Consider the following 20,531-nt stretch of genomic DNA (forward strand, 5'->3'; position numbering starts at 1 on the left):
CAATTCTCGAACCGTTTTCTTGATGATTTAAGTAGAATTAATTTAAAACTTTTATAGGCACTTTGTTTTTACTTTTTAGATTACCATGATATACTTTTACATTATTTTCTTTAATTGTATTTAAAATATTATCAGGTAGATCTTCTTTGTAAGTACTTGAGTCGCTAGGTATAATAAAACTAGAATAATATTTAATATTTTTATTTAGATGCGCATAGTTCATTCTAGTATCTTCATACCTCATAGAGTCGGTTAAATTAATGTATTGTTTAAAAAATAACTTTTCTTTTGGGTGTATAAAAAAATAGTGTCTTTTGTCTTTTGTACTATAATAACTGGTTTTGTTGTCATCCTTTAATCTTTCCAATTCTTTAATTATTCTAATTGAATTACGAGAATTAGAACAAGAATCGCAATCACTTCGTTTAAAATGCTCGAAAGGAAATTTTTCTGAATACTTAACTTCTTTATTTGATGTTGTTTCATATACAGAGATGTAAATTCCATTTTTATAAATTTTTCTCAATTGAGAATCGTCACCTAAACCTTGTTTGAAATAATATGTTTGATTTGAATTGTTCTCAATGGAATAATTTAAAATATTTATTTTATCTTTATTGCTATTGTAAGGATAAGCGAATAAGGTATCGTTTAAAATTTCTAATTCTAAATTATTTTTTGTTTCATTTTTTTGGCTACAGGAATATAGTATAATCAAAATAATAAGATTGAACAAAGATATTTTCATATTAGTATTTTTTATAAGTTATGTTTTTTGTTAAAAATTTGTAATGTGAATATCGTTGATATCCTTCGTAGAAAGAACCTGCACCCATTTTAATTTGAAACCAATAGGCATCTCTTTCTTGATAATCTTCAACTGAACCATAGCCAAAATTGTTGGCCCAGTAGTAGTAATTACCACTTTCATATTGCCAAGAATGTCTGTATTCATGAAAAAGTATAGCTGCATATTGCAAGTTAGTTTTAATTTTTCGTGAATCAATTTTGACATTACCAAATACAGTATGGGCAACATCCTTATAAATTTCACCAAAAGTAATTGCTGGTCTTCCGCCAATACCAAAAGCCGTCGGTAGTCCCTCGACTGCTTGGGTAAGTCTACTTGCTCCTTCTGCAGTAAAGTCGGGTTTTCCGTTGGGGTCAATTATATATTTATTATTATACGATTTAAATCTAGACAGAAGCGATCTTCCTTCTAATGTTGTTGAATTATTATTCAAATTTACATAACTGCTCATGTTAGGAGGAGGAGGAGGAGTTGAATTCTTACTATCTCTGCCAAAAAGATTATGGGTATTAATCTTAGCTTTCCACCATTTGCTAAACTTGTCACCGTTAATATTTTTATTTGCCCAATCTTTGATTCCCCATGTGTCCCAATTATTTACTATTGTTCCGATCAGACTTCCAAGCAATGTCTGTTGACCATCAGTAAATTCTCCGTTTTCAGTACCAATAGGAGTTCTATTGCCTGTTTGTACCTCATATATAATATTAGTATTGCCACTTGGGTCAATAAACAATAGTGGGTTATTCATAGCATAACCATATTGATTATAATTTTGTGTGCTGGTAGGATCCTGTATATAATTGTCAACTTGAAGGAACCTATGTATGACTGGGTCATACAATCTCGCATTCATATTTATAAGCCCTACGCTCTGCAAATGCTCATGCCCTGTATAGCCACGATCAAGAACAGTCAGACCATTTAGAATATTTCCAGCGCCATCCTGAACTTTTATAACACTTCCCCAAGCATCAAAAAGACGTTTTTCTACTACAAATCCATTAGAATCTGTTATCGCTAAAATACTGCCCTGGTAGTCCCTGTGTAAATATAGGAAATTTGCCGAAGTTATGTTACTAACCCCATCGCTTTTTACTGCTATCGGAGCAGTGTATCCATCGCCACCAATATAAGTTACAAATTCAATATTTCCTGTGTAAGTATTCTGTTTTACTTCCATGCTCCCGTCAGCCGAATAGTACTTTCGAAACTGCCTGTCATTTTTTTCGGTCTGTAGGCCACCATAGTACATCATGGTTCGCTGGTTATCGTCATTATAAAGAAAGCTTATTTTATCAACACCAGTTTCTTCTATCTGTATCGGACTTTTGAAACCATTGTATGCGGTTATCAGTTGTCGTTCACCTGTAGGCGCATTGCTTGTTTTGCGGATTTTCACATCATCAAACCAAATATTACCCGTTCCATTATTATCCAGTCTGATATTCAGTTTTTTAATGTTAGCGGGAACCGTAAATGTTCCTATTATCTCTGTCCACTCATTGACGACATTACTGACTTTACTATTGACAATAGTCCAACCAGACTGTTCGGTTTCAGTTTTCATGAAAAGGAATAATTCCGCTTGTGGTCCATCACTTTTTACCCATGCAGAATAGGTATACTGTGTTGGTTCCGCATTATCAATTCTTGTCCAATAAGAAGAATTAATAACTTTTTCGTGGACCTCTGTATTGGTGATCTTTAATGAAGTATTGCCGGAATGTGCCGGTACAGTTTTGTCGTATGAAAAAATTCCTGAGCCATAGGTCTGCCATCCTGATTGGCTTTCCATGCTATCATTAAAAATCCCTTCCCTGTTAGAGTAATAGCCAGTCGCTTCATTTGTCAATGCTATAGCCGTATTTCGATACGGTTTTGATGGGTCATATTCATAAGTTCCCAGATTATTGCTGGTTATTTTGCCTGATGCATCATAATTCTGTGTTTCTACTGCTCCCAACTTGTTCGTGAATGTCTTCAAGCGACCTAATGCATCATAACTAAATGCTTCAGTATAGTTACCAAAAGCGCTGTTGGTCCTGCCGTCCAAATAATCCGTATTCTTATCGAATTGGGTTGTAAGGGTTATGATGTTTGATGTGGGAGTGGTGGTCTTGTCATGCTGTATTTTTGACAGATAACCATCCGAATCATATGTATTTGTCATTTTTATTCCATTCCCGAAAACACTTTCCAATATCTGCCCTTTCGGATTCAATGTATTCACCTGCCATAATACATTGTCGTTTGCGTCCAAGATTTTATAGAGGCCACCATTTTTATATTCATTTTTAGTTTTTACTGCGCTTGTTTTTCCTCCAACTTGGGCGGTTTTAGTTACAGATGATATTCTTCCCAACGCATCATATTCAAATGAACGTGTAAATTTTGAGACCCCAATCTTTTCTTCAGAAATTTCGATCGGTCGATTGAATGTAGCATCATAAGTTATAGTTGTTATCGTTTTATTGTAGCCTGTCGGTTCATTCTTGTCTTCATAGCTTATGGTTAGAGGCAATTTTGATGAATTATAAGTATAGACAGTCTCGCTATTGGATCCGCCTCCCACAATTTTTTTGTTAGTGGGCCTTCCGTTTGCATCACGGGTAATAGTCGTGATCACATTACCATTTTGTGATTTTTCTTCGGTAATTTCACCAAAATCATTGTTTTTATAATCAAAAATACCAGCCGAAGGATCTGTAATTTTTGATTTTCGTCCCCAGCCATCTTGATCCATTATTATATCAACGCCATTATAATTTGTCAGGCGCAGATTTCCGTTAGCGAAATATGAATAGCTTATAGTCCCGCCTGATGGCTCCTCGGAAGAAATTATGTTTCCGATGGCGTTTTTTGTCAATTTTTTCGATTTTCCCCCGTTTGTGTATGTTGTAGCAAGCCCGACATATGATGCAGTAGATGTCCTATTGTTGAATGATATATTGTCTGTAGGCCTGCCGTAAATATCATATTTGGTTTCATTCCATTGCGATGGACTGGCGCCGAAATATGGCTCGCTTATCTTATAGTTTCGATCATAAATATCATATAAAAAAGAGGTATAAGAAAATGTTCCGTTGATGTTTTTTTTGCCTGATCGCGTTAATCTTCCCAAGTCATCATATTTTTCTTCAGTAGCACTGCCGTCCAATACATCCGTAGTAGTCGTAACAGTTGTTTCAAAACCGTTTTGGACACTGTAAGCTCCAGCATATGAAGTTGTAACTGTTTTGTTTGTTTTGTCATCAGTAGCTGTCAATAATTTAAGCCATGAATCATAGGTGTAGGAAGTCTGGGCGTACGGACTCGTTTCCTTTTTCAGCATCCCTGTATCGTAGTATTCATAACTAGTGACCAAAGCGTCATTGTCTGTCTTTTTGGCTAGGAAACGGCCTGAAGGATCATATTCAAACCAAGTGTTTCTTGTAGACAAGGGAGTGATTATTGATATTTTCGTTATATTTCCAGAAGCATTATTATCATGATGCTCAGTAACCGTCGATGTCCCTGCAGCACTTCTGTCAATTTCCGACAAAAGCTGATATGAATCGTACCTGTACGCTTCGTTGCTGGTCATTGCAGGGCTTCCAGGAACCGTACTGCTTACGTTTTTAGAAGAAAGCCTGCCCAATATATATCTTGGATTTGTTACAGGAGTTTCATATGTCAGATTTGATGTATTTGTTTGGATAACACTGTTTCCTTCCTTGGTATCGGTTTGAGAGTATGTTATATTGTTGAATGAGTCAAATGTATTAATAGTCTCAACGCTTGAATTTTCCAAAGTGTTTAGTATGCTCGAGCCAGTATTCTGCAACTTAAAAACTTTGTTTGGTTGAAGAGCCAAATCTGCAGTCGTCGGAGTGTACGTTGAATTAGATTTTACAGTGTAGCTTGAAGGTACAAAATTGCGGTATGGATAAGCCAAGTATGCCAGAAAGTAAGAGTCAGTTTCTGCTCCTCTCAAATTGATATTTCTGTTGCTGATTGTACATGTTATCGGATTGTTGCTGTCATGCCAGTTCGTTTCCATTATCGACCTGAATCCTTGAAAACCGAGGCCTTCTAAGTTTGTTACCGCTCCGTAATAACCGTAGCGTTTTATCTTTGACACAGAAGCGCTTTTCTTTTCCAATGATGTCACAATCTGGAAATCAGGAGAAGAAACAATATCAAAAAAAGGATATTTTTCTGTTGTCAAGCTCGAGTTGTAAATGCTATAATAGCTGTATTCGTAAATCGGGTCCAATGGCTGGTAATTGATAAACTGCTGAACCCCGTTTCCGTAGGTTATGCTTTTCAGCAAGCGGTCTTTATTTGTATTCTTTGGGGAATTAAAAAAGTGAAGCCTGTTGTTATTGATGAATGCAATTTCAAAATGAGGGCGCTGTCTGTCAGTTGAAGGAAGATATATAGGCAATGCATAGATATCTATATTTGATTGTGCTGAAGTTATTGCGCTTTGCACTGTATAGTCATAAGTTCTGGTATTAGAAGTGGCAGTTATTTTTATTGTGCCTGTGCTGCCACTTCTGCTGTTTTGCACTACTATCAAGTCGGATTTACCGTCATTGTCGTAATCCGATGCAAAATAATTGTATGTATTATATGGGTCGTTAAGATAAAAGTTGCCCATGCTTTTGAATTCCATGCTAAATGCAGAACCAGTAGATTTGTATAGAAGCCATCCATTGTTCGAAACGACAGGGAGCAAGAAATCAGATTTTCCATCTCCATTATAGTCTCCGATAAGTATTGGCCTGCTGACGTTAATGCTCGAATCATATAGGGACTGCGTCATTAAAACAAACTGATTGTTGGCATTTAGTGTAAATACGCTCAAGGATCCATTATCGAAAACGTACACATCTGATTTTCCATCTCCATTAAAATCGGCAACGAAGATTTTGCCGCTGGAACTCAAGTAAATGTTTCCCGCATCGTTTACATAATTGCTGGTAAGTCTTTTGTCCAAGTTGATAAAGAAAGTCTGCCCCCCATAATAAGTGCGTTCAGAAGTGGAACAGCCAGAGGTGAAAGGGTAGGTGAACGATTTTTCAACCGCAATCATATCGGTCAAGCCGTCTCCATTGAAATCCCCGCTGATAAAGGCATGCTGGATATCGCTTTCATAATGATAATGTATAGAGCCTGATCCGGCAGTTGTTGCGTTTGTATTTACGTTTGCTATACGTGCTGTTGGGTTGGAGATTACATCCGGGGTTTCCCCTCCGCATTCATTGTCGTAATCCAGAACAAATCTTGGAAATGTATAAGATTTCTGATCCTGCTGTACAACTGCTCCTGATGGCGTGTAGGCATAAGTTGTAAAAGTGCTTCCCTGTACTACAGTCCAGCCTTGCAGAGGCATCAAATAATTTTGGTAATTGATATAGTTTACAGGGAAAATTTCGTCAAATACGTTCGCAAATTCTGTAGCACTGGCTAAACTTGGAATGGTTTGGGCGCTGACATTGGGGCTAATGCCGCTGAACATCCATATCTTTTTTTTGGCTTTTGTGCCCGTCAGCGGATATAAAATGAAATCCATGAATCCGTCACCGTCAAAATCTCCAGCAATTGTTGATGCATTTAGTGAAGATACATTGTCAACGCTTAAAATCGTGGGATTTGAGATGTAATTAATGCTGCTGTCTGTGCTATCGTATGAGAAAACCGTCGGGTTCAGGTTTTTGCTTTCATCGCCATTTTTTTCCGTTATTTTCCAAACTCGATCATATCTCTGCGTTGTTAAGGTGTATTCCAAGACATAGTTTCTAAATCCTATATTATTGCTCAAGGAACTGATTTTTGCCAGCCTTTTGCTTCTGATTATATTTTGTCCGCCAACGTAATAATTTTCGTCTCGAGAGCTGGCTTCATAGGTAAATTTTATTTCATTTATGGGGGATGCCGATCCAAGCGACCCGTATTTGATTGAAGCAATTTCAAGGAGATTGTTAGAAGAATTGTAGCTGTACAAGATCTTTACTCCCTGTGCGTTTTCCCATGATGTGATTGACCATTCGGTTATAGATCGTGAATCAGCTGAATTGCCATAGTAGGCCTTTGATCCGTCAGGATATTCTACAGTAAAAAAGGCGGGGCCGTAATTGACTCCGTTTGGATGAATTCCGTAGGATTTTATTTTTAGATTGGAGTATATTTCTGTTTCATACTCAATATTATCACCTCCATAAGCCTGCAAGGGGTTTTTTAAGACAAGACGCTGGCCGTCTATTGCAAAGCGGTCTAGTACATTGAAATCTACAGCGTCAATGGCTCCGTCATGGAATTTTGTTGCAGGGATTCGGGATATGGAAGATATGCCAGAAATGTTCCATCCGTATCCAGCTATGCCGACACTGCCCTGGCTGTTATAGGACAAGCTTATCTGTGGTTCAACACCATTGATTCCTGGAGGGAGGGCAATAGGCAAAGAATATGATGCGCCACCGGAAAGAGTTACAGAAAGATCCCCTTCAGTAGTCCCAACTTCAGAAGATGATCCTGTTGGATTGGTCTGGGCACAAATAAAAGTGCTTAAGCTTATAAAGAATAAAATTGAAAAGTAAAACTGTTTCATATGTTATTGTTTGATGATTTTTATGGTTTTCTGTTCTCGATTATTATATTCCAGCGATACTATATAAACGCCTGTCGGCAAATTTTGGAAAGGAATGTTTTGAGAGTTGATTTCTTTTTTACAATTGTATGATGTGAGTACCTGTCCGTTGATGCCAATTACCTGTATTGACGTTACATAGTTTTCATCAATAAGATCCCATTTAATAAACAGTTCTTCTTTTACTGGGTTGGGATAGTATGAAATGACATCAGTTGGAGAAAACTTTAACAAATCTTCGTCACTGACAGCCTGTATTGCATTATTGTCTTTCGATGGTTTTGCAGATGCACAGTTAATACATAGAGTTCGGTTAATTTGATTACCGGTTAAATTGTCATAAGTGAATTTTAATTTATTCTGTGCTGTCGAAAAAGTAATGAAGCATAAAAAGAGAAAAATTAGGACATTCTTCATATTGATTATCTTTTGTTAAATAATTGTTAATTCATTACAAATAAATAAAAAATTTAAATGTAATATTATGCCTATGTAATTTTTATTAAATCTTCAATTACATCGATAAAATGTATGATTTTATCGATGAAACTATTTTTCATGATTATGTAAATCACAAATTGTTAAAATATTAACATATTTTTTTGTAAGTATTTTTTACTTTTTTTAAAACCTATGTGTATCTAAGCAAGAAAAAAATATCCAGTAATATTTTCTACAAATTATTTGAAATATAAAATTTATAGAATATCAATAATTTAATTTTTGTAAAGTATTATGTTTATGATAACTAAACAGGACTCGAACCAAGTTCTGTTGAAATTACTGGGGTGCAGTGTTTCCGATAAATGAAAGTTTAATTTATCGAACCAAAAAAAGCCAGAGAAATCTAGATTTCTCTGGCTTTTAAAATTATTAGTAGCCCTAACGGGACAATTCTCGAACCGTTTTGTCGATGACTTAAAAAAAATAAATATCTTTTTATATTGATTTCTGTTTAAATTACATCCTACCTGCTTACAATATTGAAATAGTATGCGTATTTAATTTTTTTATGATAAGAAAGCGCAACTAATTTGGGTTATAAAAGAAGGATTACTAGGTGTGAAATTATTCTAATTTACAATCACATATTTACTAAATGTACTCAACAATAAAAAGCCAGTTTAATGATTTATGAAATAAAAATCCTATTTTTGAAAATAAATAAACACTGACAATTGTCAGACATAGGTCGCCAATTTAGGGTAGATAAGTCGAACATCGTCAGACATATATACAAGTTACAAGAAATTTTAAAAGCCCGAGAGAAATGAACGAACCTCTTTCAGAAAAGCAAAAAGAACGCTTACGAATTTTAGAACCTAAACTTAAAAATGCAATCACAGAACAAAATTTTGAGATTGCAAAAGATATTGTATTGGATTTACAAACATTGTTAAGACCAACAAATCATTTAGTTAGATTGATCCAATCTAAAAATAAACTTTATGAATTAGCAATTGAATTAAATAAAGCTGATTTTGCAATTAACGGATTACTTTCTAATGAAAAAGTTTTAAACGAAAATACTCGTATATATTTAGAGACAATTTCGCTAATAGCAATTTGCTACTTAAGAACCAAAAACATTCCATCAGCTCAAGAATATATTCGAAAAGTTTTACAAAATCATTCTGTCATTAAGACTGAAAGAACAAGATCTATTTTTCATTCAGAAATTATTAGTAGATTTAATGAAGAAGTTGCAATGGCAACTTTAACCTCAAATCAGAAAGTGCATTTAGACGAAGATGAAATTGAAAGAGAAGCGATAAGAATTATTCAAACTTTAACAGACGATGAAATTTTTAGTCAAATTGGTCAACGTTCTCCGAAAGCAACTAAAGATTTAATTTTTCAAATTCACGATTTTTCTACTAAACAATTACCATCAGCCGAAAGATTAGCACTACCAAGTCCCAATCAAATGATAATGGATAAGGAAGTGGGTATTACTGTATTTGAATCTGTAAAAAGAGTTATTTACAATTCATTATGTAATCCAGAAAGTGAAATTTACAAAACTTGGTTTGACAATGGAATGCAAATGGTTTTAAGTAAAGGTTATATCAAAAGCGCAGTCGTATCGTGTTTAGTGAATATTGGGTTTGGTATATCAATGATAGCATCGTCAATAGTTGCATTGGTAATGAAATTTGGAATTGAAGTCTATTGTACAAAATATAAGCCTATTTATATTTCTGACATTAGAAGTATAAAATAAAACTTCTTGTAACAGTCACTACAACGGATTTGGGTTACAGGCTTAATGGAAAGATGGTTTGTATTTGGATGATTTGGCAAATCCGAAAATAGGGCTTAATTTAGTCCCAAACCCGCTGTAGTGCCAGAACGTTAGTGGTAAGCGACCATCAAAATTGAAAAATATGGCAAGAAAATACATTAAAAATATAATTTTTTCAAAAACACCACTGAAAAAAACTTAAACAATTATGCCTTTAATTAGAATTACAAATAGAGATTTTCACATCAACATTCCATCTCGCGCAGGGATTTACAAAATCTATTCGTTAGACGAAAATGATAATCCACGACATTTGCAAAGATTACTCGGAATTGACGTAAAAGGTGTTTTGTATATTGGGAAATCCGAAAATCTTAATGAAAGAGTTAGAATGCTTTGGAGAGTTTTGCAACCAAATTATAGAGCAACCGCACATACTTTTGGAATGAACTATAAGTCATTACAAGTTATTCAGGATGCTTTTCCATTAGGTACTTTAGCAATTGAGTTTGAAGAAAACAGTATGGCGAAAATTTATGAGAAATCAATAATTGAAAATTATAGACAATTATACGGAGAAGTTCCACCGCTAAATGGAAGTAAATAAAGACTTACCATCAATATCTACCCATGTCATACCAACTATTATGACAACAATTTACAATCTTTTTAAGAGGTTTAGCTTTTGGTTATAACCCCCGACTTTTTTTGTATTATTTAATTAATTAGTAATTTTTTTTAAAGTATGAAAAGAGCATTTAAATTGACATAAAAAATGCTTATTTGGCACTTAACAGCATTTTTTATTTTCTTGAATTGGTGGACACTTTACAGAGCCGAAACTACAATAGACACAACAGTCACCTTGTAAAGGTTTTAAGATTGTCTTGCACTTTTCACATTCGTAAAAATATTGACAAGCATTTGTTGGCATGGTCTCTTCTTTATTGTGACCACAGTTTGGACAAGTTATTATTGATTGCAACTTTATTTCCATTATGATATAGTTTTACTTTTTAGTGATTTATAGCCTGTCGAATTGATAGCTTTTTCGATTTCTTCGATACTTGTTTGTTTGTTGTCAAACTTAACAATAGCGATGCCTTTCTCATAAGAAACCACAACTTCTACAATTCCTTTTAGTTTACTAATTTCTGTTTTAATGTGATGTTCGCAACTTGAGCAGGTCATTCCTTTAATTGTAAACTCAACTTTCTGAAGTTTAGAAGTTTGGGTAATAATTACTATGCTTTCAGTCTTTGGAAAAAAGATATGGCCATAAATTGGAAATGATAAAAGTAAAACCGTCATAACGGTGATAATTCCTAAAAATGATTTTGTCTTCATAAAATTTGATTTTTCAATTATTTCACAACTACAGTCTATTTTCTTTTGTGGTTTCAACTTTTGATACCAGGCAAAACCAAGCACTAAAACTGTTAAACCGATAAAAAATGGTCGAAAAGGTTCGAGCCAAGAAAAAGTTGAAGCGAGTCCGTTTGTTCCTGCGATGATAGCCAAAACAGGTGTAATACAGCACAATGAAGATGCAATTGCTGTCAAAAGTCCTGTCCCGATTAGTTTGTTCTCCGTTTTCATATTGCTTCTACAATTTTGTTATCGTTAAGTATTTTAAAAAATGGGTTCAACATATTTTCATACTCTTTTGTCAATGAGTAAAAAATGGTCTGTGCCTCTCTTTCAGTTACAATAAGCTTTCGATCTTTGAGTTTTCGCAAGTGTTGAGAAACTGCTGAAATTGTCATACCAAGTATATCGCTTAAATCACAAACACAAAGTCGTTTTTCTTCATAAAGTAGAAACAAAATTCTCAGCCTTACATTATTCCCTGCCAACTCGAGTCCATTTGATAAATAGTCAAAGGAATTATTGAGTTCTGAAACTCGTTCTTTGCAACGATTAATTTGTTTAATGTCTGCCTGTTGTCTTATGCAAGAAGTGTTATCCATAATGCAAAGATAATTAATTTGTTTATTTAAGCAAATTCTAAAATACAAGTAAAATATTTTTTCTATTTTTTTTGGATTGTAACACATAATCTTTTCTTGTTCAATAAATTGTTTTTTTTCTTACCATAAATAAGCTGTTTTCTATAAACTTCTACATTTAATTGATTAAGTTCATTTTTTAAAGCAATTGTTTTTTTATAATTAACTATGTAGAAAATTATCGATAGTATTAAGCATATAAAAACAAAAAATAATAATATTTGATAATAATTAGATTTTCTAAATTATTTGCTTTAAATGTTGAAGTTCATTTTCTAACCTCTAATAAATGTAGCACAAATATTATGATTGTTTTAATCATAAATTAGGTTTGATATGTTAAACCTAATGATGATTTTTTAAATTATGAACGAAATCTTTCAATATTTTCAGACTCTTAAATCCTTGCAGTTTCTCCACCGCCGAGTTCCGAGGCAATAGGGTGGCAAGATATCGGTTGTGATACAACCGGACATCTTGCAGATTGCAGGAACGTGGCAATCTTTGACATTTTTTAAAAGGAAAAACTATTAATTACAAGTCAGATTTATATCTCTCAATTTCTTTCTTGTGTTTTAATTCTCGCTGTTCAAATTCCATTTTATTTTTTTTATAAGTGATTTCTTTTGAATTGATTTCTTCCTCTATTTCAATAAGTTTTTTTTCTAATGCCACGGTCTTTTTATGATGATCTACAAAAAAAGTTGGTATTAAAATTAAAAAACTGATCGAAAAAAGGATATATAAAATAAGTTGAAAATCTATTTTATATGCTGGTGTCATAGCGATTATATTAGAGGCAGTATATTTTTTTAAACTCAGTTAAATATATAGCATTTTTTCGATTTTAAATTTCGCAACATGTTAATGTTTAATCATATATGGTTTATGTGTATAGATCGTTGTCAGTTTATATATTTCAAAAGAAAAAAGAGAAAAAGAAAGCAATTAAAAAATGGACAGTTAGACAATGAAAGTGTTATAAGTCCCGAAGGGTGACAAATCGAGGAACGAGACTTTGTCATTATGCACACTTTTTGTCGATGTCCAATATCTTAGCTTACTTTTTATTTTTTTTGATATAGATTTTATTCTTTTTTTCTTTAAAGTAACGAATGTAAACTTGAACAATTATGCTAAAAATAAGTGCATTAAGTTTATACTTATCTTTGTAATATAATTTTAAAAGGTCAAAGAAAATGCAAAAGAAATTAAGTTTTGAGAAAGGTACTTTAGTAATTGGTTATTGTGATAATTCGCAAGATATTTCGGTTTATGAAAGTGGGGAATACACTGAACCAATAAGGCTCACTTTTATTCCAAATTTAATAATGACAGAAGATATTTGTATCGAATATACGAATGAAATTATGCCAAAAATAATTGCAGAAACAAAAATAATAATTTCTGAAAATGATGATTTTTATAAGAATTTTGAGTTTGATTTTAATTCTGAATTTTTAGGCTTTCAATTAGAGAGAAATGCTTTAAATAATCGTTTAATTGTAGGTGAAAGTTGGATGAGATTAAAGTATCATTTGAAATAAAAACCAATCATATTCTAAATAAAAAAGAGACTCGAAAGTCTCTTTTTTTGAATTAATATATCTTTTATAAAAGGCTATTTTCCTTTTAGTAATTTCTCTAAATATTCGACCTTATCCTTTTCAGCTTGAACTAGTCGTTCATATAATTCAACTATTTTTTCAACCGTGTTAAAAGTTGGTTGAAAATTCATTGAACTTGCTATCAAAGTAGAGTTATCACTACTTGTATTGTGGTACGTGTTCCCTATAATATTAAATACTGCTTCATCACTATAATTTTTGATTGCTTCAGGAGATACTCCCAATACTTCCGCAATAGCATTTAATTTTTCTTCATCAACTATTTCGCTTCCTTCAATATTAGAAACGGACTGCTGACTAACGCCAATTGCGATAGCAAGAGCTTCCTGTTTCATACCTCTAAGCTCTCTGATTCGGCTTATATTTCTCCCGATATGTTTTGGTTTTGTGGCTGTGTTCATAACTCAAAGGTATTTAAAAATGTTTTAAAAAAATAAGGTTTGGTAAAAAACAATACTGCTTTGGTAAGATACAATTTCCATTAGTTCGGTACGGTACAATCTATTGCTTACTTGCTGTGTATTAAACAAAAATACAATTTTTCGGACAAGTATTAATTAAAAAAATTAAAATTATGAAAGCAATTGAGAACACAGGATTACAGACAATTAGTGACATTATTGTTGAATGTATCAGTACAAGCAGTATTTACTGCTTTGGAGAAAAAAAGAATATGCAATCCGTTGTAAATCCTTTTTCAGAAAACAGCTCAAAAAAGAGCAAGCATACTCATCTATATCTAATGGTTTTGACAGATGAATATATTATTAATGCCGTTGCTGATATTAGTGATATTATAAAAACCAAAACGGAAGGTCGTTATACCGCAACGCTGGTGTTCTGTAAAGCAAAATATGGTCACCATCTTACACATACTCAATTATACATTTACCATCAGGCTATTACCAAAGGTTATAAAATCTATGAACGGGCAGATATGCCACTGAATATAATCTTTAATGAAATACCAAAACGCAAAGTCGCTTATGTACGTTCCTATTGGAACAACAGAGCCATAATAGCTGAGAATTTTTTAAGTAGTATGAATCAAGTTGATTATACAAGATATGGATTTGTACAGGAATCAATGGCGCACACTGCAGTGGAGCAGATTTGCTTAGGTCTTATCAATGTCTTCTTGGGATTTTATCCAGATCATTTTTCATTGGCTTATCTGTTTGATATCTGCGAAATTTTTACACCGCTGACTTCCGATTTATTCCCACGAGCAACCAGCGAAGATAAAAGGCTGTTTGATCTTTTAAAAACGAATCCAAGTTCACTGCGATGGACTAAAGTTAAAGATTCCCTTTTATTAGATACAGAGCATTTAGAGAGAAGATGCAGTCTTTTTTATGATAAAGCCTGTGCACTTGTTGAAGCTGAATTGGTGCGTGTCGAAAATGAAAATAAAGATGAATCCTGAACAACTGAATTATGTATTACAATATTTTAACTCAGGAAGATTATCCTGAATACGTCCAAATTAAAAAAGTGGTAAAGAGTCTTCGGCTTTTTGTGGAAATCGACACTGTCTATTTTTCAAAGCAAATCGAAGGTTCTGATATCAGCATCATTACGGTTATTATCAGTAAAAAAAGCCCAAACTATTACGATGAGGTTTACGAATTTTTGTGGAAATTTTTCAAAAGCTACCCGCAATTCTCATTTTGTCTCGCTGATAAAAGTTGGGTAAAAGAAGAACTTGAAGAAGGGAATGTTTTTTTTATACTTCATTGTAATGAGAATAAATTGATCTATAACAAAGCCAGTAAAAAAGGTGTCTTTGACATCAGAAAAATGAACGGCAATGAGCTTATTCAGAAATTTGATCAAAGATATACAGATGATATTGCGGAGAGCCGAACCATCAGCCGTGATCTGCGTTATTACATCAACTCTGATAATTACCTTATGTCAGCTTATAATCTGCATCAGCAGTTCAGATACATGTTTATAAGTGTTTCGTGGTTCTTGACAGGAGAATATGTAATTGCTCACAGTCTTCAGGATCAGTACAGGCATTTGGTCAAATTTTGCCAATTCCCGAATAAGATATTTGATTCACTCAAAGAAGAAGAATGGTCAGTTTTGAAACAGTTGGATAATGCGCGTGAAGCCATTCAATACGGTCATAAAATTGAGCCCATAACATCAGACACAATTGTAATTGCTTCTGAAAAGATAGACGTGTTTAGAACTGAAGCTGGACAACTGTTTCAGGAATGTATGAAGAAAACCAAACTAATATTTGAAGATTATGGAAACTGATGAAATTGAAATCCTAAAGACTATTAAAAGATTAACTTCTAATTGTTTCACTGCTTTGAGATCTACAGAGGGCAAACACAAAATTCACACTGCTGAAATAAAAGTATATGATTATTATGAACTTGCGTCGGTTATTAGAAACTTAATGAAGTTATGTATTGTTGCTTTGGATCATGACGGTGCTGAAATTCCCATTACAATAGAAAACCAGTCCATTGATGTGGGGCTAATTCTAGGGATCGCTCTGCAATTATTTCCAATTGATGAATTTGAGCTCTTAAATGAAATCAACATATTATTTGCTGTAGATTCTGAAAAAGAGAACGAAACTGTTCTCGAGAAATAACATTCTACAGCCATCACAGCTATATTTTACTTATGATCAAATCAATAATACGGTCTATCTTTATAGCGATAAATGATTGTAGAACAAAAAAGACCAGTGATGGTCTTTTTTTAATGAAGAGAGATGTCAAATGGAAAACGATGAAAGAAACGAGAAGGGAAGGATTACGGCAGAAGAAACATTAAAAATGTTAAAGGACGAAGGAGTAGATGTAACGCTTGAACAAGCGGGAATGATTTTAGAATTTTTAAGGAAAATGGGCAATATGACAGTTTCTAATTATTTAAACAAAAAAGATGAAAAAAATAGCAGACTTATACGTGAGAGTGAGTACAGATGAACAGGCAGACCGTGGCTATTCACAAAGAAATCAAGAGGAAATGCTTACTAAGTATTGTGATATTAATTCTATTGAAATAAGGAATATTATTTATGAGGATCATTCAGCCAAGACATTTAACAGACCACAATGGAAAAAGCTGTTGCTGAACCTAAAGAAATTAAAAAACAAATCAGAACTGGTTTTATTTACCAAATGGGACAGGTTCAGCAGAAACGCAGGGGATGCTTATCAGATGATAAGTATTTTAAGGAAATTAGGTGTTGAACCTCAGGCAATCGAACAGCCTCTTGATTTGTCTATACCAGAGAACAAGATGATGCTGGCATTCTATCTTGCGGCTCCTGAGGTTGAAAATGACAGGAGAGCCCTGAATACTTTTCATGGTATGCGTAGGGCTAGAAAAGAGGGCAGATACATGGGCTATGCTCCCGTAGGCTATGTTAACAGAGTCAAGGAAGACGGAACAAAGTATATTACATTTGATCAACCTGAAGCTTCTATATTAAAATGGGCTTTTGAAGAACTTTCTAAAGGAATCTTCAATACGGAACAAGTTCTTTATATGGCAAAAGAAAAAGGGCTTAAAGCTGGCAAAAACCATTTTTGGAGAGCAATCCGTAATCCTCTTTATTGTGGAAAAATAGCAGTTCCTAAATATAAAGATGAAGATCTGAGATACGTAACAGGACAGCATGAGGCATTAATTTCGCAGACATTGTTTTATAAAGTGCAGGATGTATTAGACGGCAGGTCTCGCACCTATTTGCCAAAAGCAGTTGCGTTAAAACCTTTTCCGCTTAGAGGGTTTTTTATCTGTCCTGACTGTGGGAAAATATTAACTGGAAGCATCTCGAAAGGTCGCCACAAATATTATCCATACTATCATTGCAGTGCGGGCTGTAGATACAGAATAAACTCAGAAAAAGCTAATGAGATATTTACAAATAATTTAAAGGAGTACATTCCAATCCCTGAGATAAAAAACGTTTACGCGAAGGTTTTATCTGAATGTTATAAAGAGCAGACAAAAGAAGTCTTTGAAGAGAAAGACAAAATAATTGCCCAGCTTAAGGATTATGAAATGAGAATCACCCACGCAAGAGATTTGCTGTCTACCAAACAGATTGATGCTTCGGACTATCGAGATATGAAATCGGATTATTGTGATATAATAAACAGATTGGAACTTAAATTATCAGCAATTAATGAAGATGCTTATGATATTGAAGAGCTTTTAAAAACAGGCATTGAAAACCTACTAAAGCTCAATGAATACTATGATAATGGAGATTGGACAGACTCCCGAGATTTAATAGGTTCGATTTATCCTGAAAATTTCACGATCTCAGAAAACGAGTTTCGAACCACTAGAATTAATGAAGTTGTGTGGCTGATCTACTATATAAACAAGCAAATACAATCCAATAAAAAAGGGACAAAGAAGAATATTTCTTCTTTGTCCCAAGTAGTAGCGGGAACAGGACTCGAACCTGTGACCTTCGGGTTATGAGCCCGACGAGCTGCCTACTGCTCTATCCCGCGATGTTTCGGGTGCAAAGATACGGCGATTTTTGAGAATTCCAACGAAAATATTAAAAAATGTTTTATTTTCTCTATTGAGTTGATATGACTACCTTTGCACCCGAGACCGACAGGTCGAACTGTACGCAGTAAAATTAAATATTATGCAAATGTCACATAAAGCAGGTTTTGTAAACATCATCGGGAATCCAAATGTTGGGAAATCGACACTAATGAACGCTTTCGTTGGAGAACGATTGTCAATCATTACATCAAAAGCACAAACTACACGTCATAGAATCTTAGGAATCGTAAACGGAGAAGATTTTCAACTTGTATTATCAGATACTCCTGGAATTATAAAACCAGCATACGAAATGCAAGAATCGATGATGAATTTCGTAAAATCGGCTTTTGAAGATGCTGATATTTTAGTTTACATGGTCGAAATAGGCGAGCAGGATCTAAAAGATGAGGATTTCTTCAAGAAAATCATTCATGCTAAAATTCCGGTTTTACTTCTTTTAAATAAAATTGATAATTCGCACCAGGAACAATTAGAACAACAGGTTTCTTTTTGGAAAGAAAAAGTACCAAATGCTGAAATTTTCCCAATCTCGGCTTTGCAGAATTTCAATGTTCCAGAAGTTTTCGGAAGAATTATCGAACTACTTCCAGAATCTCCAGCTTATTATCCAAAAGATCAATTAACAGACAAACCAGAACGTTTCTTTGTTAACGAAACAATCCGCGAGAAAATCTTATTGAATTACAGTAAAGAAATTCCGTATGCGGTTGAAATCGTGACAGAAGAATTTCACGAAGACGAAAAAATTATCAGAATTCGTTCGGTAATTATGGTGGAGCGTGACACGCAAAAAGGAATTATCATCGGACATAAAGGTGCTGCACTTAAAAAAGTAGGGACCGATGCCCGTGCTGATTTAGAGAAATTCTTCGGAAAACAAATTCACATTGAACTTTACGTAAAAGTGAATAAAAATTGGAGAAGCAATGCCAATATGTTGAAGCGATTCGGGTATAATCAGTAGTTTTTGTTGAATCGGTTAATCGTTGATTTGTTTAATCGTTAAACGAAAAGTTGTTGAAACCGAGGTGCCCTAGCCCAGATGGGAACGGCATCCTTTTGTGGTGGGGTTCACCACAAAAGATATAGTGGACAGCTGGATTAAGCTCCTGAAAATTATACAAATTAGAATAAAAACTTAGGTACTTAGAAACTTAGCATCTCAGCAACTTTTTTTAACTACCTTTGCAAAAAATTTAAATAAAGCATTTTTGGTTTATAATTTATTGTGATTTAGTCAAAAACGAAATCTTAAATTGTAAATCTGAGATCTAAAATTCAAAAAAATGAATAACATTGTTGCGATAGTAGGAAGACCTAATGTAGGGAAATCAACCCTTTTTAATAGGCTGATACAAAGAAGAGAAGCTATTGTAGATTCAGTATCTGGGGTTACCCGTGATAGAAACTATGGTAAAAGCGAGTGGAACGGAAAAGAGTTTTCTGTTATTGATACGGGTGGATACGTTCGCGGATCTGATGACGTATTTGAAGGTGAAATCCGTAAACAAGTTGAGCTTGCTATCGACGAAGCCGATGTTATTATTTTTGTTGTTGATGTTGAAGAAGGAATTACACCAATGGATGAAACGGTGGCTAAATTGTTGCGTAAAGTAACAAAACCGGTTTTATTGGCTGTAAATAAAGTAGATAACGCAATGCGTGAAAAAGATGCGATTGAGTTTTATAATCTTGGTTTAGGAGATTATTACACTTTCGCAAGTATTTCAGGAAGCGGAACAGGAGATTTATTAGATGCTTTAATTGATGCATTCCCAGAGAAGCCAGTTGTTGAGGTTAAAGAAGATTTGCCTCGTTTTGCTGTTGTAGGACGCCCGAATGCTGGAAAATCTAGTTTTATCAATGCTTTGATTGGACAGGATCGATATATTGTAACTGACATTGCAGGAACAACTCGTGATGCAATTGATACTAAATTTGATCGTTTTGGTTTTGAATTTAATTTAGTTGATACTGCGGGAATTCGTCGTAAAGCAAAAGTTAAGGAAGATTTAGAATTTTATTCTGTAATGCGTTCTGTTAGAGCAATTGAGCATGCAGATATTTGTATATTGGTTATCGATGCAACCCGCGGATTTGAAGGTCAGGATCAAAGTATTTTCTGGTTGGCCGAGAAAAACCGAAAAGGTGTTGTAATCTTAGTAAACAAATGGGATTTGGTGGAGAAAGATACTATGTCAACCCGCGATTATGAAGAGAAAATCAAAAAAGAATTAATGCCTTTTACAGATGTGCCAATTTTATTCGTTTCGGCATTAACAAAACAGCGTTTGTTGAAAGCATTAGAAGCTACAGTTCAGGTTTTTGAAAACAGAAAACAAAGAATTGCTACTTCAAAATTCAACGAATATATGTTGAAAGTTATTGAGGCTTATCCGCCGCCAGCGACAAAAGGTAAATATGTGAAAATTAAATATTGTATGCAATTGCCAACTGCAACACCTCAGTTTGTATTTTTTGCCAATATGCCACAATACGTAAAAGAGCCTTATAAAAGATATCTTGAAAATAAAATTAGAGAAAATTGGGACTTTGCCGGAGTGCCGATTGATATTTATATTAGAGAAAAATAAAACTGAAATCCCCTGTAAAAAGGGGATTTTTTTTTGCTTCT

At 33.9% G+C, this 20,531-nt stretch carries 18 protein-coding genes and 1 tRNA gene; 10 read left to right on the forward strand and 9 right to left on the reverse strand.

Annotated elements, in window-relative coordinates; all coding sequences use genetic code 11:
* Positions 1 to 37 precede the first annotated feature (37 nt).
* The 3 genes from FN795_RS10850 to FN795_RS10860 are packed head-to-tail and all read right to left on the reverse strand — an operon-like array spanning position 38 to position 7,862.
* On the reverse strand, positions 38 to 748 hold the full coding sequence (locus FN795_RS10850) for a hypothetical protein (protein WP_142450605.1): 711 nt from the start codon (positions 746 to 748) through the stop codon (positions 38 to 40).
* A 1-nt stretch (position 749) separates the two neighbouring features.
* The gene (locus tag FN795_RS10855) at positions 750 to 7,406 is read right to left on the reverse strand and encodes an FG-GAP-like repeat-containing protein (protein ID WP_142450606.1); all 6,657 of its coding nucleotides are present in this window, start codon (positions 7,404 to 7,406) and stop codon (positions 750 to 752) included.
* Between the two features lie 3 nt (positions 7,407 to 7,409).
* Entirely contained in the window at positions 7,410 to 7,862 is a 453-nt protein-coding gene (locus FN795_RS10860; RefSeq protein WP_142450607.1) for a T9SS type A sorting domain-containing protein, read from the reverse strand.
* 853 nt (positions 7,863 to 8,715) lie between these two features.
* On the opposite strand from FN795_RS10860, the gene FN795_RS10865 reads away from it, so the two are divergent.
* Together FN795_RS10865 and FN795_RS10870 are read left to right on the forward strand one after the other, a co-directional pair.
* A complete protein-coding gene (locus FN795_RS10865; RefSeq protein ID WP_142450608.1) occupies positions 8,716 to 9,669 on the forward strand; it encodes a hypothetical protein in 954 nt (317 codons plus the stop codon).
* 229 nt (positions 9,670 to 9,898) lie between these two features.
* Positions 9,899 to 10,297: a GIY-YIG nuclease family protein gene (locus FN795_RS10870; RefSeq protein ID WP_142450609.1), complete on the forward strand. Its 399-nt coding sequence runs from the start codon at positions 9,899 to 9,901 to the stop codon at positions 10,295 to 10,297.
* 183 nt (positions 10,298 to 10,480) lie between these two features.
* Here FN795_RS10870 and FN795_RS21545 read toward each other — a convergent pair whose 3' ends face one another.
* The 4 genes from FN795_RS21545 to FN795_RS10890 all read right to left on the reverse strand — a co-directional run bounded on the left by FN795_RS21545 (position 10,481) and on the right by FN795_RS10890 (position 12,482).
* A complete protein-coding gene (locus FN795_RS21545) occupies positions 10,481 to 10,687 on the reverse strand; it encodes a GDCCVxC domain-containing (seleno)protein (RefSeq protein ID WP_142450610.1) in 207 nt (68 codons plus the stop codon).
* Positions 10,687 to 11,289, reverse strand: coding sequence for a mercuric transport protein MerTP (merTP, locus tag FN795_RS10880; protein ID WP_142450611.1), 603 nt, complete (start codon positions 11,287 to 11,289; stop codon positions 10,687 to 10,689). Before merTP ends, FN795_RS21545 begins: the two co-directional genes overlap by 1 nt.
* Positions 11,286 to 11,660: an ArsR/SmtB family transcription factor gene (locus FN795_RS10885; protein ID WP_142450612.1), complete on the reverse strand. Its 375-nt coding sequence runs from the start codon at positions 11,658 to 11,660 to the stop codon at positions 11,286 to 11,288. Before FN795_RS10885 ends, merTP begins: the two co-directional genes overlap by 4 nt.
* Before the next feature lie 573 nt (positions 11,661 to 12,233).
* Positions 12,234 to 12,482 (reverse strand): hypothetical protein, encoded by a 249-nt coding sequence (locus FN795_RS10890; protein ID WP_142450613.1) that lies wholly within the window; start codon positions 12,480 to 12,482, stop codon positions 12,234 to 12,236.
* 416 nt (positions 12,483 to 12,898) lie between these two features.
* On the opposite strand from FN795_RS10890, the gene FN795_RS10895 reads away from it, so the two are divergent.
* Positions 12,899 to 13,246 (forward strand): hypothetical protein, encoded by a 348-nt coding sequence (locus FN795_RS10895; RefSeq protein ID WP_142450614.1) that lies wholly within the window; start codon positions 12,899 to 12,901, stop codon positions 13,244 to 13,246.
* A gap of 74 nt (positions 13,247 to 13,320) precedes the next feature.
* On the opposite strand, the gene FN795_RS10900 is transcribed toward FN795_RS10895, so the two are convergent.
* Positions 13,321 to 13,728: a helix-turn-helix domain-containing protein gene (locus tag FN795_RS10900; RefSeq protein WP_142450615.1), complete on the reverse strand. Its 408-nt coding sequence runs from the start codon at positions 13,726 to 13,728 to the stop codon at positions 13,321 to 13,323.
* Positions 13,729 to 13,901: 173 nt separating this feature from the next.
* On the opposite strand from FN795_RS10900, the gene FN795_RS10905 reads away from it, so the two are divergent.
* From FN795_RS10905 to FN795_RS10925, 5 genes are all read left to right on the forward strand, one after another.
* Positions 13,902 to 14,753: a hypothetical protein gene (locus FN795_RS10905; protein WP_142450616.1), complete on the forward strand. Its 852-nt coding sequence runs from the start codon at positions 13,902 to 13,904 to the stop codon at positions 14,751 to 14,753.
* An 11-nt stretch (positions 14,754 to 14,764) separates the two neighbouring features.
* Positions 14,765 to 15,598, forward strand: coding sequence for a hypothetical protein (locus FN795_RS10910; protein WP_142450617.1), 834 nt, complete (start codon positions 14,765 to 14,767; stop codon positions 15,596 to 15,598).
* Positions 15,588 to 15,944, forward strand: a complete 357-nt coding sequence (locus tag FN795_RS10915; protein ID WP_142450618.1) for a hypothetical protein — start codon at positions 15,588 to 15,590, stop codon at positions 15,942 to 15,944. Before FN795_RS10910 ends, FN795_RS10915 begins: the two co-directional genes overlap by 11 nt.
* A 130-nt stretch (positions 15,945 to 16,074) precedes the next feature.
* Entirely contained in the window at positions 16,075 to 16,284 is a 210-nt protein-coding gene (locus FN795_RS10920; protein WP_142450619.1) for a DUF2624 family protein, read from the forward strand.
* On the forward strand, positions 16,241 to 17,797 hold the full coding sequence (locus tag FN795_RS10925) for a recombinase family protein (RefSeq protein WP_142450731.1): 1,557 nt from the start codon (positions 16,241 to 16,243) through the stop codon (positions 17,795 to 17,797). The genes FN795_RS10920 and FN795_RS10925 overlap by 44 nt, the downstream gene beginning before the upstream one ends.
* Here the strand turns inward: FN795_RS10925 and FN795_RS10930 are convergent.
* Positions 17,757 to 17,829 (reverse strand) — tRNA-Met (locus tag FN795_RS10930). The genes FN795_RS10925 and FN795_RS10930 overlap by 41 nt on opposite strands.
* Positions 17,830 to 17,978: 149 nt before the next feature.
* Here FN795_RS10930 and era point away from each other — a divergent pair.
* A complete protein-coding gene (gene era, locus FN795_RS10935) occupies positions 17,979 to 18,860 on the forward strand; it encodes a GTPase Era (RefSeq protein ID WP_142450620.1) in 882 nt (293 codons plus the stop codon).
* Positions 18,861 to 19,182: 322 nt separating this feature from the next.
* Positions 19,183 to 20,490, forward strand: a complete 1,308-nt coding sequence (gene der, locus FN795_RS10940) for a ribosome biogenesis GTPase Der (protein WP_035651868.1) — start codon at positions 19,183 to 19,185, stop codon at positions 20,488 to 20,490.
* Positions 20,491 to 20,531: the final 41 nt, after the last annotated feature.

This window comes from Flavobacterium resistens (genome assembly GCF_900182645.1).
Classification (GTDB): domain Bacteria; phylum Bacteroidota; class Bacteroidia; order Flavobacteriales; family Flavobacteriaceae; genus Flavobacterium; species Flavobacterium resistens.

Bases quoted from the DNA above. Each gene is read 5' to 3' on its own strand.
- FN795_RS10850 (WP_142450605.1), bottom strand. From the start codon at position 748: ATGAAAATATCTTTGTTCAATCTTATTATTTTGATTATACTATATTCC.
- FN795_RS10855 (WP_142450606.1), bottom strand. From the start codon at position 7,406: ATGAAACAGTTTTACTTTTCAATTTTATTCTTTATAAGCTTAAGCACT.
- FN795_RS10860 (WP_142450607.1), bottom strand. From the start codon at position 7,862: ATGAAGAATGTCCTAATTTTTCTCTTTTTATGCTTCATTACTTTTTCG.
- FN795_RS10865 (WP_142450608.1), top strand. From the start codon at position 8,716: ATGAACGAACCTCTTTCAGAAAAGCAAAAAGAACGCTTACGAATTTTA.
- FN795_RS10870 (WP_142450609.1), top strand. From the start codon at position 9,899: ATGCCTTTAATTAGAATTACAAATAGAGATTTTCACATCAACATTCCA.
- FN795_RS21545 (WP_142450610.1), bottom strand. From the start codon at position 10,687: ATGGAAATAAAGTTGCAATCAATAATAACTTGTCCAAACTGTGGTCAC.
- merTP (WP_142450611.1), bottom strand. From the start codon at position 11,289: ATGAAAACGGAGAACAAACTAATCGGGACAGGACTTTTGACAGCAATT.
- FN795_RS10885 (WP_142450612.1), bottom strand. From the start codon at position 11,660: ATGGATAACACTTCTTGCATAAGACAACAGGCAGACATTAAACAAATT.
- FN795_RS10890 (WP_142450613.1), bottom strand. From the start codon at position 12,482: ATGACACCAGCATATAAAATAGATTTTCAACTTATTTTATATATCCTT.
- FN795_RS10895 (WP_142450614.1), top strand. From the start codon at position 12,899: ATGCAAAAGAAATTAAGTTTTGAGAAAGGTACTTTAGTAATTGGTTAT.
- FN795_RS10900 (WP_142450615.1), bottom strand. From the start codon at position 13,728: ATGAACACAGCCACAAAACCAAAACATATCGGGAGAAATATAAGCCGA.
- FN795_RS10905 (WP_142450616.1), top strand. From the start codon at position 13,902: ATGAAAGCAATTGAGAACACAGGATTACAGACAATTAGTGACATTATT.
- FN795_RS10910 (WP_142450617.1), top strand. From the start codon at position 14,765: ATGTATTACAATATTTTAACTCAGGAAGATTATCCTGAATACGTCCAA.
- FN795_RS10915 (WP_142450618.1), top strand. From the start codon at position 15,588: ATGGAAACTGATGAAATTGAAATCCTAAAGACTATTAAAAGATTAACT.
- FN795_RS10920 (WP_142450619.1), top strand. From the start codon at position 16,075: ATGGAAAACGATGAAAGAAACGAGAAGGGAAGGATTACGGCAGAAGAA.
- FN795_RS10925 (WP_142450731.1), top strand. From the start codon at position 16,241: ATGAAAAAAATAGCAGACTTATACGTGAGAGTGAGTACAGATGAACAG.
- era (WP_142450620.1), top strand. From the start codon at position 17,979: ATGTCACATAAAGCAGGTTTTGTAAACATCATCGGGAATCCAAATGTT.
- der (WP_035651868.1), top strand. From the start codon at position 19,183: ATGAATAACATTGTTGCGATAGTAGGAAGACCTAATGTAGGGAAATCA.